The organism is Arthrobacter sp. NPDC058192, assembly GCF_042883665.1.
Lineage (GTDB): Bacteria > Actinomycetota > Actinomycetes > Actinomycetales > Micrococcaceae > Arthrobacter.
Window position 1 is genome coordinate 98,053 of sequence record NZ_JBHVVJ010000018.1, and the last position, 13,794, is coordinate 111,846.

At 60.2% G+C, this 13,794-nt stretch carries 10 protein-coding genes; 6 read left to right on the forward strand and 4 right to left on the reverse strand.

The window, feature by feature from the left end; all coding sequences use genetic code 11:
• The first annotated feature begins 77 nt into the window (after nucleotides 1-77).
• From ACFVVK_RS17485 to ACFVVK_RS17505, 5 genes are all read left to right on the forward strand, one after another.
• Nucleotides 78-1,196 carry an LLM class flavin-dependent oxidoreductase gene (locus ACFVVK_RS17485; protein ID WP_390269714.1) on the forward strand — a complete coding sequence of 373 codons (1,119 nt, stop codon included), beginning with the start codon at nucleotides 78-80 and terminating at the stop codon, nucleotides 1,194-1,196.
• A gap of 140 nt (nucleotides 1,197-1,336) precedes the next feature.
• Complete coding sequence (locus tag ACFVVK_RS17490; RefSeq protein WP_390269717.1) at nucleotides 1,337-1,993, forward strand: GntR family transcriptional regulator; 657 nt, start codon at nucleotides 1,337-1,339, stop codon at nucleotides 1,991-1,993.
• A 60-nt stretch (nucleotides 1,994-2,053) separates the two neighbouring features.
• Nucleotides 2,054-2,866: a carbon-nitrogen hydrolase family protein gene (locus tag ACFVVK_RS17495; RefSeq protein ID WP_390269720.1), complete on the forward strand. Its 813-nt coding sequence runs from the start codon at nucleotides 2,054-2,056 to the stop codon at nucleotides 2,864-2,866.
• A gap of 35 nt (nucleotides 2,867-2,901) precedes the next feature.
• The gene (locus ACFVVK_RS17500; protein ID WP_390269723.1) at nucleotides 2,902-3,435 is read left to right on the forward strand and encodes an NADPH-dependent FMN reductase; all 534 of its coding nucleotides are present in this window, start codon (nucleotides 2,902-2,904) and stop codon (nucleotides 3,433-3,435) included.
• A gap of 348 nt (nucleotides 3,436-3,783) precedes the next feature.
• Nucleotides 3,784-4,515, forward strand: coding sequence for a fumarylacetoacetate hydrolase family protein (locus ACFVVK_RS17505; protein ID WP_390269726.1), 732 nt, complete (start codon nucleotides 3,784-3,786; stop codon nucleotides 4,513-4,515).
• A gap of 390 nt (nucleotides 4,516-4,905) precedes the next feature.
• Here the strand turns inward: ACFVVK_RS17505 and ACFVVK_RS17510 are convergent, their stop codons facing one another.
• The 4 genes from ACFVVK_RS17510 to ACFVVK_RS17525 form a co-directional block, all read right to left on the reverse strand.
• Complete coding sequence (locus ACFVVK_RS17510) at nucleotides 4,906-5,544, reverse strand: response regulator (protein WP_390269729.1); 639 nt, start codon at nucleotides 5,542-5,544, stop codon at nucleotides 4,906-4,908.
• Nucleotides 5,541-7,457: an ATP-binding protein gene (locus ACFVVK_RS17515; RefSeq protein WP_390269732.1), complete on the reverse strand. Its 1,917-nt coding sequence runs from the start codon at nucleotides 7,455-7,457 to the stop codon at nucleotides 5,541-5,543. Before ACFVVK_RS17515 ends, ACFVVK_RS17510 begins: the two co-directional genes overlap by 4 nt.
• Before the next feature lie 591 nt (nucleotides 7,458-8,048).
• Complete coding sequence (locus ACFVVK_RS17520; protein WP_390269735.1) at nucleotides 8,049-8,582, reverse strand: flavin reductase family protein; 534 nt, start codon at nucleotides 8,580-8,582, stop codon at nucleotides 8,049-8,051.
• Between the two features lie 36 nt (nucleotides 8,583-8,618).
• Nucleotides 8,619-8,870, reverse strand: coding sequence for a hypothetical protein (locus tag ACFVVK_RS17525; RefSeq protein WP_390269738.1), 252 nt, complete (start codon nucleotides 8,868-8,870; stop codon nucleotides 8,619-8,621).
• 1,528 nt (nucleotides 8,871-10,398) lie between these two features.
• On the opposite strand from ACFVVK_RS17525, the gene mobF reads away from it, so the two are divergent.
• Entirely contained in the window at nucleotides 10,399-13,710 is a 3,312-nt protein-coding gene (gene mobF, locus ACFVVK_RS17530) for a MobF family relaxase (protein ID WP_390269741.1), read from the forward strand.
• Nucleotides 13,711-13,794: the final 84 nt, after the last annotated feature.

Consider the following 13,794-nt stretch of genomic DNA (forward strand, 5'->3'; position numbering starts at 1 on the left):
CGATTTGCTGGCCCCGCCCGTCCTCCTGGACGATCCGACTAATCGCGTGCGGTTCGTCAAACACAAATCTGACGCGCATGCAATCCACCAACAATGAAATTGGAGAACCAGCAATGAAACTCGGAGTCTTCCTTCCGAATGGCCAAAACGGATACATCATTTCGGAAAACTCGCCGCAGTACGAGCCCTCCTTTGAGCACTGCCTCGAGATCGCTAAGGAGGTCGAGAACGTAGGCCTTGACTTTGTTCTCTCGATGATCAAGTATCACGGCTTCGGCGGCAAGACCGGCTATTGGGACGGCTGCCTCGACTCGGTCGTCCTGGCTACTGGCATCGCCGCCCAGACCAGCAAGATCGATGTATTCGCCACGGTTCCGATCCTCGGTATTCCTCCAGTGATCGCAGCCCGTCAGCTTGCGACCTTCGATGAGGTTGCGAAGGGTCGCGGTGGAGTGAACCTCGTCACCGGCTGGAACCGCCCGGAATACGACCCTATGGGCTTGTGGCCCGGTGACGAATACTACGACAAGCGCTACGACTACGCCTCGGAGTACGTACAGATCCTGCGTGGACTGTGGCGGGATGGGCGCACCACGTTCAAGGGAGAGTTCTTCGACGTCAACGACGCTACCTGCTTGCCTAGCTCGGGTCGTGAACTCCCCATCGTCACGGCTGGCCAGTCCAAGAAGGGGCAGGTGTATACCGCGCACCACGGTGACTACAATTTCGTCTTCGGCGACCGTGAGCTGCTGCCCCAGATCACGAAGCCGATGCTTGAGGAAGCAGAGCGTGTTGGGCGGAAGGTCGGCACCTATGCGCTCTTTACGGTCATCGCTGCGGAGACCGACGAAGAGGCGTTCGCAAAGACTAAGCACATTGTCGACGGTCGGGACATGGAGGCGCTGAAGAACGTTGCCGGCAGTGCTGCCCTCGATCCTCAGACCGGGGGCACGAGTGCACACTTCCTTGCGGGGCTCACTGCGCCTCCAGAAGAGGGCAACTTGACCTTCATGAGCTTCCCTGTGATTCACGGCTCCTATGAGAACGTGGCCGAACAGATCGCGACAATGGAGCGCGATACGGGAGTCGCCGGCGTGCTCATGACGTTCGTCGACTACGTCCCCGACATCAAGATATTCGGCGAGAAGGTACTGCCTCTGGTGCGCGAGAAGCACGCCGCGCTTCAGCCAGCATAAGGCGGCTGAGGTTTCCTTCCAGGCGGTCGGACGAGCACGTGATGTGCCTCGCCTGGCCGCCTGGAGGGTCATCGCCCGGGTAGGCCTTTGCGCCGGCCGGGCATGCCATGTATCCACGTAGCGTATTCGAAGGCCTCGGTATGGGTAAGATCTCGAGCACGGCTACGTCCGGCCGTGACAAGGCGTATGTGCACCTGCGCGAAAACGTCCTAACTGATCCGGAACTGCAGGGTCAATTCCTTAAGGAAGCGGACCTCGCCGCCGACCTCGGCATTTCCCGCACCCCGGTACGCGAAGCACTCATGCTTCTCGTCTCCGAAGGGCTGGTCGAGCTGATTCCACAACGTGGCGCCTACGTGCCGGCCATCTCCGGCAGGGAGATTTGCGAACTGATGGAACTTCGCAGCGTCCTGGAAGGCCATGCCTCGCGGTGGGTAATTACCGAACAGCGGGTTCCCGCGGACCGGATGCAGGACACACTCGACCTCCAGGCGGCAATCCGGGACAACGACGACCCGGAGTCTGCCCGCCATTTCATCCGGCTTGGCACGCTGTTCCACCAACAACTCATCGATGCGGCAGGAAGCGAACTGATTTCCCGTACTTACAGCAACCTCCAAGTCCGGCAAACCCTGGCGGGAGTCTCGGCCGTGTGCCGGGCCGTCGGTCGCCGCAACGCCGTATGTACCGAACATCAGGACATTCTCGACGCCCTGGTGGCAGGCGAAGTTGTTCAGGCGCAAAAGGCGATCGATGAGCATCTCGCCGCGATCCGGGACGTTCTGCTGCGAACGTGACCGGCATACTTCCGTCCCCTTTAACATCTCGAATTGCACACAACAGATGGGAGCTCCTCCATGCGTCTCGCAGTCGCCCAGATCATCAGCGGCGCCGACCCGGCGGGAAACCTCGACCTAGTCAGGGACTGTGCCGCCGAAGCCAAAACGGCCGGGGCCGAGCTCGTCGTGTTCCCCGAGGCAGTCATGCGGGCTTTTGGCCACTCCCTGGCCGATGTCGCTGAGCCTCTCGACGGTCCCTGGGCCGAGGAAATGCGCGGGATCGCCAAGGAACTGGGCATTGCGATCGTGGCCGGAATGTTCACGCCCGGACAGGGCGGACGCGTACGGAACACCCTGCTGGTCACAGGACCGGGGGTGAATACCTCTTACGACAAAGTACATCTCTTCGATGCCTTTGGCTTCGCGGAGTCCGAAAGCGTCGAGGCCGGCGAGAGTCCTGTGACCTTTGAATTCAATGGGACGGTTTTCGGCTTGGCCACCTGCTATGACGTGCGCTTCCCGGCCCTGTTTTCGGCCAACGCCAGAGCGGGAGCCCAGGTCAATATCGTGTGTGCCTCTTGGGGTGCAGGTGAAGGCAAGGCTGAGCAGTGGGACCTGCTGGTCCGGGCCCGCGCACTGGACAGCACGACTTTCGTGGTTGCCTGCGGCCAAGGGGACCCCGAAACTATCGGTGCCGGCTCCGCGGGCGCTGCTCCCACCGGGATCGGGCGCAGCGCGGTGATCTCTCCGCTGGGAACCGAACTGGCGAAACTTGGGGGCAAGCCTGAACTGATCGTTGTCGACATCGAACCGTCACAGGTCAACGACGTCCGCGGCAAACTTCCAGTGCTGGCCAACGCCCGCCAATTCCAGGCCTCTGCTAAGCCGTAAATATGTACTGACTAGGAAGAAGTGAGAAACAAACAATGACACTAAAGGCAACGATCGTCGTGGGCAACCCCAAACCCAAGTCGCGGACCCTGGAAGTAGCGAAGAGCCTCGTCGAGAAGCTCCTCGTGCCGGGCAGTTACGTGCTGGAGATCATCGATCTGGCCGACCACACGGCGGAGATTTTCGCGTGGCCCTCCGATGAGATGGCGGCTTTGAACGACCGCGTCGCGGAGAGCGACTTCGTGGTCTTCGCGTCTCCCACTTACAAGGCCACCTACACGGGTCTTCTCAAGGCCTTCTTGGACAGGTATCCGACGAATGGCCTGTCCGGGGTGACGGCAATTCCGGTCCATACCGGAGGCGATCTCACCCACGCCCTGGGTCCGTCGGTAAGCCTCGCACCGCTTCTGGTCGAACTCGGCGCGGTCGTCCCGGGCCGCGGCTTCTACTTTGTGTCCAGCCAGATGGAGAACCTCGACGAAATTACTGCCCAGGCGGCGGCGGAGTACACGGCTAATCTCAGCCGTGCCGCTAACATCGCCGCGTCATTGTCCGCGCCGGTTGCCTGAGCGAAGGAATAGCACGTCTCTCGCCCAAACCCTGCCAGTGTTCAGATCCTGCGTTGATCCGCGGGTCTTCCGTGACACGCTCGGGCACTAGCTTCCGGCATCACCATCATCAGCGGCATGACGAGGCCGGCGCGATCGGCTTCACCTGCCAGTCCTTCTACTCCGTCTCGACCGAGCCGCCCCCGGACCCCTTCAGCGTCATGACCAACTCCCAACGGCGCCGAGGCGTCTACACATCACTGACCCCCATGCCAATTGATCCCACCACTACTGTGCCGCTTCCACAGGGTTGGGCCTGCCCCGACTAGCGCTGAGGCTCCGGAGCACGGGCGAGAGAATGAGAATGCAATGCGAATCGCACGACTATTGACGAGCGAAGGCATTCGGCATGCCGTCTACCTGAATGAGGAATGGCATCACATAGATGATCCGTTTGCTCCGGTTCCAACGTTCCTGGGTCCAGTAACCTCGGCCGGGAAGGCAACACTGCTAGCCCCAACTTGCCCGGCAGTTATTGTCGGAATCGGGCACAACGACGATAATCACCCGCTGCCTATACAGCCTTGGCTCAAGTCAGTCCACACTGTTGCTGGCCCGAATGATGTCATCGAGCCGCCGTGGCGGGTGGGCGCTGTGAATGTGGAAGGTGAACTTGCCGTCGTTATTGGTAAGAGTGCCGTTGACCTTACGGCGGAGAATGCTCTGGATCATGTCTTGGGCTATACCATCGCCAACGATGTCACCAACGCCACCCAGGCGGTGATTGACGAAAGACTCTTTCAAGCCAAATCAGGAACCCATTACACCCCGTTGGGACCGTGGATTGAAACGGATATCCCGGATCCGGGGAACCTGGGCATCGACGTCGCGGTCAACGACCGGGCCAAAGCCCGCTCAGGCACCTTCAGCCTTATCTCCGGCGTGGTGGAGTGCTTAGTCCACGTGACGAAGTGGATGGCACTGGAACCCGGTGATGTCGTAATGACCGGAGCCCCCGGCACAATTGTCGGAGTCCAGCCCGGAGATACGGTGGCCATAACGATTGATGGGATCGGGACTTTGGTCAACGCTGTTGCCTGATCTTCGTGCGCATACATGCCTCTATTCTTAGGCAGTAGGAGAACGGCAATCAGGCAAGAAGCTCCGAATGAAACACTGTTTTCGGTCTGGGCAACTCATGTGAGTGGGGCTCCCCGGAAACCTTTCAAGCTTGGAGAAAAGGGGACGGTGCAGGCTACGGAGCTTCTGCCTCCAAGTCAGGACGTGCCACGCATGCGCGAAAAGTGCAGCCGGGACAGGATCATCTCAATCCGTCTGCACAACTCAACTCCAGAGTTTGGATTGTTATCCCAGACGACACTATTGAGATTGTCTAATGGTGACGACTCCCCTCAAGCAACCAGGGCCACCATTTCGCCAATATTGGGTTGCTCTGCCCGTTCAATTCCGGTACGGGCTCACTGTGGCAAATTAGTGGAGGATTCCGCGTCGGATGGCTTGGGCGACCGCGGAGGCCCGGTCCGATACTTCGAGTTTTTCATAGATGTGCTGCAGATGCGTCTTAACGGTCGTCAAAGAGATGTGCAGCTCGTTGGCAATCTTCTGACCCGAATGGCCGTCTGCTGCAAGACGAAGAATTTCGACCTCGCGGGCGGTGAGCGTCGGCCTGTTAGGCGTGTCCCGGCGGGTCCTTAGTTCTCGGGCGAGAACGTCCTGCGCGAACGGGGCGATGATGGTTCCACCGGCACCAATGCGCAGGACTGCATCCGTGATCTCATCAAAGGACGCCGCTTTCTCCAGGAACCCGCGGGCTCCATGCGTGAAGGCCCTGAAGACCGTCTTGCTGTCCATGTATGCGGTCAAGACAAGAATGCTCGTCGGTGCCGCTTCGGCGAACAGCGTCTCCAGAACTTCCATGCCGTCGAGTTCAGGCAGTTGTAAATCCATAACTGCCACGTCTGGCTTCAGTTCCCGGATCGCTGCTAGTGCACTCTTGCCGTCTCCGGCGGAGCCCACAACCTCGATTTGAGGCACGTTCTTCCAGTTCTGGGCGAGGCCCTCCCTGTAGACCGGGTGGTCGTCGGCGATGAAGACGGTGAAGGCCTTCATGCCAGAGCTAGCGTTTGGCGAACTGTCCGCGCAAAATGCTCGATATCGAACGGTTTCGTTAGGTAGTCAACGATTTTCATACTCCGGAGTTCGGCTATGCGCGCCGGAGTTGCATCTGCGGAAAGAATAATCACCGGAATGTCCTTCGTACGCTGGTCCTGCTGCAAGAGTTTTACGACTTCAACCCCTGACATGTCGGAGAGATTCACGTCCAACAGGATAAGCTGAGGCGCTTGGTCCTGGGCCAAAGCTACCCCGGACTCACCACTTGTAGCCGAAATAAGGTCCAGCCCGCCCATCCCGGAAATGATGTTCTCCACCAAGCGGATATTCGCGTAAGTGTCTTCGATCTGAAGGATTTTAGCATGAGCAGCGTCGCTGGTGTCGACAGCATCTTTTTCGGGGACCGACGTGTCGAGATCCTCCTCCGGTGCAGGCGCGAGCGGCATGTCCACGTAAAAGGTTGACCCCTCGCCCGGAGCGGTGTGTTCAATGCCCAAGGAGCCGCCCATTTCCTCCACAAGTCGCCGGGAAAGGGCAAGGCCCAGGCCGGACCCCTCAATGGAGGCCGATTGATCAAGGCGCACAAATGGTTTGAACAGCCGCTCGACGTCGTCCTCGGACATCCCAGGGCCTGTGTCCATGACCAAGAAGCGGAGCGCCCCGTCCACTACCTCGCACCAGACCCTTATAGCACCCTGGGGGTTGTTGAACTTCACAGCGTTGCTCAGCAAATTGATGAAGACTTGCCTTAGCCGCTGAGTGTCAGCTAGGACGTAACGGTGCAAGGCGCCATGCAAATCGCTAGCGATCTCGATGTCCTGTGCAGCGGCCAGGGGGCGCACCAATTCGAGGGCCTGGTGGATCGAGTCGATTGCCGGAACAGGAGCGGAGGCAATGCCAGGGGCGCCAGCCTCGATCCAAGTGATGTCCAGAACATCATTAACGAGTGCCAGGAGGTGCTTGCCGGCATCGAGGATATGGCTTGTACTCTCGGCTGCGCGGGGGCTGAGGGGCAAATCCTGAAGCAGTTGCGCGAACCCTAATATGGCGTTCAGCGGCGTCCGCAACTCGTGGCTCATCCTTGATAGGAATTCGCTTTTCGAGCGGTTAGCACGCTCCGCGTCATGCATCGCTTCCCGCGCAGCCCTTTCTGCCCGTTTCCGGTCAGTGATGTCCGTGGAGATCGCGCCCAGAGCGTATGGCTTGCCGGCGTCATCCAGAAGCGGGAATTTTATGGACAGCCAACGGCTGTCTTCATCCAATTCGGACTGGTCCCGGTCTGTCGCCAAGAGTTCCTCGACTTCGATTGAGCTGGCGGTCCTGATGACCATGTCATCGTTGTTGGAGTAGTTGTCAGCTACGGCCTTGGGAAACAGGTCATAATCAGTCAGACCGATGATTGATTCTGCTGTGACCCCAAGGTGTCGGGCGTAGTAGTGATTGGCAATTAGGTAACGGCCGTCTAGGTCTTTGACATACATGAGGGCGGCTGAATTATCTAATAGATCCTTCAACTGCCTGATCGTGGAGTGTAAGTCGTGTTCGGTGGAATCCGGCTCCGCCAGCGCAGCCAACTGAACCACCAGATAGTCCGCAGGATCGCCGGGTACGTTGAACATCTTGACTTGGGGGCGGAAGGCAGCCAGCTGCTCGCCCAGATGAACCGTCATGGTTTGATCGTCCGCCGGTTCAGAAAGCGATGTCGCAACGAGCTGTATCAGGGCCGGTGTTGGGACATCATCCGGATTAACCGCAGGCTCGGTTGAGTCGTGCAGCAATGCATCGAGCTTGCCGTTGCCTCCTAGGAACACCAGCTCTGTAGGGGATTCTTTACGAAAGATGGCAGTGGCCAGCGGGGCCGCGTCAAAAGCGCTCTGTTTCAGCAGGCGAAGGGCCTCGTCGGGGCTCACGGCACTAGTCTCTCACGGTGCTCAATCATGCCGGCAGGTGCCGTGTTGAATAATTTATGGATCAGCGGATTAGACATAAGCGCCTCCGTTGTACTCAACGCTGGACCTCCAGTTCTCTTGTGGGCATGGAAGTCGGCCTGGTCCGTCCAGGACCAGGCCGACGAAACATGGCGGGCTGTAGCTACCTACCTGCGATGGCAAGAAGCTTATCCCGGGACGGGTATTGCCATTCGACCCATTGCAGCGGAAGGCCAGCCCGCTCAGCCACAAGAGAATGTGTGACGGTTCCGGGGCCTCCTGTACCACTTATCTCCGTGATGCAGGCAATGAGGGCCGCCGTCCTTCTTTCGTTGCGCTCCCGGAGGATGTCGGCAACGGCTCTTGCCGGTTTCGTTTTTCGTTTCTCGCGCCAAAGCGACATATAAGTACCTCTGCAATTGCCAATCCAAAGTTGGTTGGTCGTACCTTCTTGGCCCTAGCCCCCGTCCGGAGACCACGCAGTTCAGTTAGTGCGGGCTTACTGCCTGCCCTGCCCTCCTGATTTGACCGTCGTCGGCAGGGCGACACCTTAGGGGATAACTCGGATGAGGTCTACACCTTGTCGTCGATACCGCGGAGGTGGCGATATTGACCCTTGAAGTAGAGCAGTGGTTCTTCTTTGTGCCAGGTGGCTGGGCTCATTTCGTTGACACGTCCGATGACGATGTAGTGGTCGCCGGCCTCGTGTTCTGCCCAGATGTCGCAGTCGAGCCACATCAGGGTGCCAGCGATGATGGGGTTGCCTGCGTTAGTTTGTGACCAGTCGATTCCGGCCCATTTGTCGGTGCCTTTGCGGGCAAACTGGTTTGAGACGTTGTCCTGGTCGTGGGCGAGGACGTTTACGACGAACTTGCCGGTCTCGCGTAGCCGCGGGTAGGTCGTAGAGCTGGTCATGACGCTGAAGGAGACTAGCGGGGGTTCGGTCGAGACGGAGTAGAAGGACTGGCACGTGAAGCCGATCGGGCCGTCCTCGTCGATGCCGCTGATGATGGTGATGCCGGAAGCGTAGTGCCCGAGCGTGTCACGGAACACTCGTGGATCAAACACTGGTTCAAGGGCCGTCTTCTGGTCGAGAGTGACTGTCATTTTCCTCAACTCCATTGTGCGATGTGGATAGTCGTTCTATTCGCCGTAAATGAGGCTGGCGATAAATCGTTCAAGTTCGGGGTTGGGCTGCGTTCCCCGGGCCATTGACTCGGCAGATTGATCGCTTGGCTCGATGTAGGCGCCCTCCCAGGCAAAGGAGCTGATCTGTCCGGGTGCCACAAGGGCCTGGCGCGGCTCTGCAGTCGGAAAAGACTGGTCGACGCTTGAAGCGGGCATGGCCCTCCGCTTTGCCCGGAAAGCCATGGGCAGTTGGAACGTGATTGACATGACGGCTTCCTCCTTGAAGCGAGCTACCAATAACGTGGACAGAAATCTTGGGGATAAGCAGGGCCTGTTTTGCCTAGGCACAATGAATTCTTTCGTGAGGTGATGTGGCACACATCGGCCGGTTGGGTTTCCGATGAGATGGTCTTTTTCCGACCAAAAGGATGATGCAAGTTCCCTAAAGGCCGTGATCTGCTGGAGCAAGTCAGCATCCGTGGGAGGCGCCCCGGCAATATCGGTCTTTGGGCCAAGTGACGCTAAACGTACCGTCCGGCTTATACCGGAAACAATCTGTCCAGGAGGTCCGCAGCCGATGGCTTTGCCCCAACCCACCCCTAGGCCAATGAAACGCTTCTTACTGTGGCTCGCACCTTGGCGACTTGAACTGGCTGATGGGAAGGGGCTAGGCAGGAATGTGTGTCCTGATTGTGGACACGACTCAGAGAAGATAGCGGAAAACCTCTATTGGCTCGCCGCACTGAACGGGATCCCAGTCGAGGCCATGCGTGCAACAGAGGAGCGAAGCAAGGACGACAGTTGCGCCTGCACAAACTATGCACACATCAGTTATCAAATTCTAAGTCCCTGCCCTCAACCAGTTCCCTAACCTGAGCTACCACCGGTGTTCGCTCCACCGGCAACTCCCCGGCTCACGAACAACCGTGTATGCCACTTTTGGACAGTCCGGGAGAGCCTCCGGCTTGGAATCATTACGATTTCCTGGCTGAGATGGACCCGAGTCAGTAGCGGGGCGTTGTAACCGACCGGGCGGTCTCCCCCACTAGTCGAAGCATTTTGGAAAGGTCATCAGCTGGTCGTGGTTGCAGTGTGGCCAACAGAACCGTTCGGCAAATCGAGGATCTAGACGGGCGCTAGCTCGGCGAGCCGGCTGTCACCACGTATAGGTAGGCTTCGGCGAGAGCACCCATTTGAAGTACACCCTAACCTGACGTCAGGCAGGGGGTCTGGGGCTGCCAGAATAGGGTTGGATTCTTCTTTCCAGACACGGCTCTCGACGAAGTCTTAGACCGTAATCTGACCCTAGTGGCGCGATTTCCAACCGCAGCGTGACGTTGGGGCAGAAGACGGCGGGCAGATTTATGCGCGCCGACTTCGCGTGTCCCCGTTCCCCAAATTGATTGGATTGGCACGCGCCAGAGCTTGCTGTGTCACTTGCCCGTCTGCACGCTTCTCATTCATTCGGGCAAGTTCGTCAAATACCCATCCCCCGCACTCCGCAGTTCCCACTCGTTGAAACCCAGAAGGCACCTCCCCTCCTTCGCACGTCACCATCCTTTGCACCTCGCCATCCCTCACACCTCTGGCACCGTCGGTGCCCGCCGTGAGCACGGACTCACGGCAGGTCATGCCGCCACGAGGTTCAGCACGCATGAACTGACGTGTACGCGAGAATCTGTGACGGGTGCGATCGCGGTATCGACGTAAATCGGCCTTCGCAGCGGTGCTGCCTAACCCGCTGCGCCCAGCCCCGCTGGGAACCGGCCTGGATCCAAACCAGCAGTCGGCAGCCATGACCATGTCCGTCGCCCGGCTCTCGGCACAGTCCGGCCTGAGGTACCTGTTCAAGACCACCATGATGGATGACCTTACTGTCACGCCCACGGACGCAACCACCTACTACATGAAGGCGGGCACACCTCAGGCACGCTGGATCGGAAGCGGCTTACAAGGCATCGCCCGGAAGACCGGCGACCTCGTCACCGAACCAGATGCCAAAGCCGTCTTCGACAAAGCCGCGCACCCCGACACCGGCACTGCCCTGGGCCGGCCGTACAGCCAATCCACCATCGTCCAGTCCAATCGAGGACAGACCACCACCCGCCGGGCCGTCGTCGGGTTCGACCTGACCTTCAGCGTCCCCAAGTCGGTGTCGGTGATCTGGGCTCTCAGCCCCCGCCACAAGCAGAACCGAATCCTCCAACTCCACCACGACGCCGTCAACGCGACCCTGGACTGGCTCGAAGAGCTTGTCATCCACACCCGTGCCGGGCACAACGGTGTCGCGCACCTCGGAACCCGGGGCGCGGTCGCGGCGGCCTTCGACCACTGGGAGTCCCGGGCCGGAGATCCTCAGCTTCACACCCACGTTGTCATCGCCAACCGCGTTCAGCGCATAACCGACGGCGCCTGGGGCACGCTGGACTCCCGGACCCTCTACAAGGCAGCCGTCGCGGCCAGCGAGCACTACAACGGGCTGCTCTTCGACGCCCTCAAGAACCATCTCGGCACCGACACAGACATCCGAGCACCATTGAACACCACGCACAACCCCAGCCCGCAACTTAGCGGCATCGACGACGACCTGATCTGGGAATTCTCGCACCGCTCCCGTCTCATCGATCTCGAAACAGACCGCCTGGTCGACGAATGGACAACTACCCACGGGACCCGACCCACCGCAACCCAAACAGTCAAACTGCGCCAGCAAGCCACCCTCTCGACGCGAAAGCATAAATCAGAAGTCATCCGACCACTACATGAGCTTTCGGCCCTATGGCGGGCGCGCGCCCTCGAACGGGGCTTTGAACCCGAACACGTTCTCTCCACCACTGTCCACCGCTCACGAACCGAACCCTTCCGCTCCGCCGACTTCACGCCGGACTGGCTGGACGCCGTCGCGATGCTCACTCGGGACCGGGTGGCGGCCAAACGCGCCACCTGGAACCGATGGAACCTGCTTGCGGAAGCCGAACGGGTCTGCGCCGCGATCCGCTGCCAAACGCCGCAAGACCGGACCGCGATGATCGACGCCGTCGCCACCGCCGCCGAGACCCGATCGGTCCCAATCAACGAGTGCCGTTACAGCATCCCCGCCAACGCACTGCCCGATCTGCGGCGCGGCGCCCAGAGCGTCTTCGACTTCCACGGATCGCGCCTCTACACCGACACCACGATCCTCGCCTCCGAAGAGGCGGTGATGGCGGCAAGGGACGACGACGGCGGCCCGGTCGTCCGTGCGAAGGTCGCCATGGAAGCACTCGCCGGCTACAAGCACCACGGCATGTTTGAGCTGCACTCCGATCAACGCGCGGCGGCCTCCCAAGTACTGCTGAGCGGCAACCGACTCGACGCCGTCGTCGGTCCTGCGGGCACCGGAAAGACCACCACGCTCGGCGCCGTCAAAGCTGCCTGGGAATCGGAATTCGGGCCCGGAAGCGTCGTCGGCCTGGCACCCGCTGCGGCGAGCGCCGAGGTTCTCGGACGGGAGTTGTCGATGGTCACCGAGAATGTCGCCAAGTGGCTCTACGAGTCGGTCGGCATGGGTGCGGGTCAGCGGGCTGAGCGGTTCTTCGCCGTCGAGCAGCGCCTACTGAACTTTGGGGTCGAAAGTACCCGGCTGGCCCAGGAAGCAACCCGGCTTGCCGCAGAGCAAGAGCGGTGGCGGTTCCATCCGAATCAGCTCGTGGTCGTCGACGAAGCCTCCATGGTGTCCACCCTGCAGTTGTCGGCCCTGGTCCACCAGGCCCGGGATGCGGGCGCCAAAGTTCTCTTGGTCGGCGATCCGTCCCAGCTGGATGCCATCGACGCCGGCGGTGTGCTCGGCTGGGTGGACCGGCAGGGCAAAACCGCACGGCTGAGCACCGTCTGGCGGTTCGAGCACTCTTGGGAACGGGACGCCTCGCTGAAACTTCGAGAAGGGAACTTCGCCGCGGTCGAGGAATACGACGTGCATCAGCGGATACGGCACGGCGTCTATTCCGACATGGTCGACCAGGCCTACCGGGCCTGGCAGCACGATATCGCGCAGGGAAGGTCGTCCATTCTTATTGCCGCGGACAACGAGGCCGTCAGCATGCTCAACGAACGGGCCCAGGCGGACCGTGTGGTCCAAGGTTCCGTGGATGCTGAGCAGCCAGCCTTCCTGAGGGACGGGCAGTGGGCCGGCCGCGGCGACATTGTAATCGCTCGCCGGAACGACCGCACTGTTGCGGACAGCAACGGTGACTTCGTCCGCAATGGCACCCTGCTCGACATCGTCCGCGGCGGAAGGCGTGATGGTTCCCTCGAAGCGGTACGCCGGAACACCGGGGCGACCGTCATGCTGCGGCGCGACTATGTTGAGTCCGCGGTCGAGCTGGGTTATGCGACGACAGCCCACCGCTCCCAGGGGATCACGGTCGACGCCGGACACACCGTGGTCACGCAGGGCGGGCTCGCGCGTGAGCTGCTGTATGTGAGCATGACCCGGGGCCGCGGAGGCAACTATGCATACGTCAGCGAAAATGATCCTCGCGTTGACGAGCCCCTTGACCCGACCGTGCAGCCCTCGTGGCGAGAAATCCTGGGTGAAGTCCTAGCGTCCGAAGGTGCAGAAAGAACCGCCCACGAATTCCAGGCGTCCGAGCGCCTCAGCGCGGATAGCCTGGAACGGCTGTATGCCGAATACGACTATCTGGCGCAGATCGCCGCCGCCAACCCCATTCACACGGATCGACCGGACCTCGCCAACATGATCAAACAAGCAACAGCCCGGATCAAACACAGGGCGGTTTCCGTCATCAACGCTGCGCTTACGCAGGACCCTGATTGGAAACGAAACCTCGTGGATGCTCTGCCACCGCCTGCGAGCGCGGAAGACACCAGCTACCTCATCGGAAGGATCGCTATCTACAGGGACAGGTGGGGCATTGACGATTCCCCCCTCCCACTGGGACCTACACCAGCGGATCACGAGTGGGAACGGAAAGCGCAGCACCACAACATTCAAGACCTCATCCACCAGACCGCTTCTCGCCCCGCCCAACAACAGCAGCCTGGGTCGTGGCCCGAAGCAGCGGTTGCGGGTCTCCCCGGCCCAGTCAGCACGGGTTGGCAATTATGAACCGAATATTGACGCGGTTCCTGCCCGTCATGCCGTGCAACTCTTCCATTCCCATGAACAAGGAAAAACTGGTATGTCAACCAC

Coding starts and splice junctions, on each gene's coding strand:
- ACFVVK_RS17485 (WP_390269714.1), top strand. CDS start 78: ATGCAATCCACCAACAATGAAATTGGAGAACCAGCAATGAAACTCGGA.
- ACFVVK_RS17490 (WP_390269717.1), top strand. CDS start 1,337: ATGGGTAAGATCTCGAGCACGGCTACGTCCGGCCGTGACAAGGCGTAT.
- ACFVVK_RS17495 (WP_390269720.1), top strand. CDS start 2,054: ATGCGTCTCGCAGTCGCCCAGATCATCAGCGGCGCCGACCCGGCGGGA.
- ACFVVK_RS17500 (WP_390269723.1), top strand. CDS start 2,902: ATGACACTAAAGGCAACGATCGTCGTGGGCAACCCCAAACCCAAGTCG.
- ACFVVK_RS17505 (WP_390269726.1), top strand. CDS start 3,784: ATGCGAATCGCACGACTATTGACGAGCGAAGGCATTCGGCATGCCGTC.
- ACFVVK_RS17510 (WP_390269729.1), bottom strand. CDS start 5,544: ATGAAGGCCTTCACCGTCTTCATCGCCGACGACCACCCGGTCTACAGG.
- ACFVVK_RS17520 (WP_390269735.1), bottom strand. CDS start 8,582: ATGACAGTCACTCTCGACCAGAAGACGGCCCTTGAACCAGTGTTTGAT.
- ACFVVK_RS17525 (WP_390269738.1), bottom strand. CDS start 8,870: ATGTCAATCACGTTCCAACTGCCCATGGCTTTCCGGGCAAAGCGGAGG.
- mobF (WP_390269741.1), top strand. CDS start 10,399: ATGACCATGTCCGTCGCCCGGCTCTCGGCACAGTCCGGCCTGAGGTAC.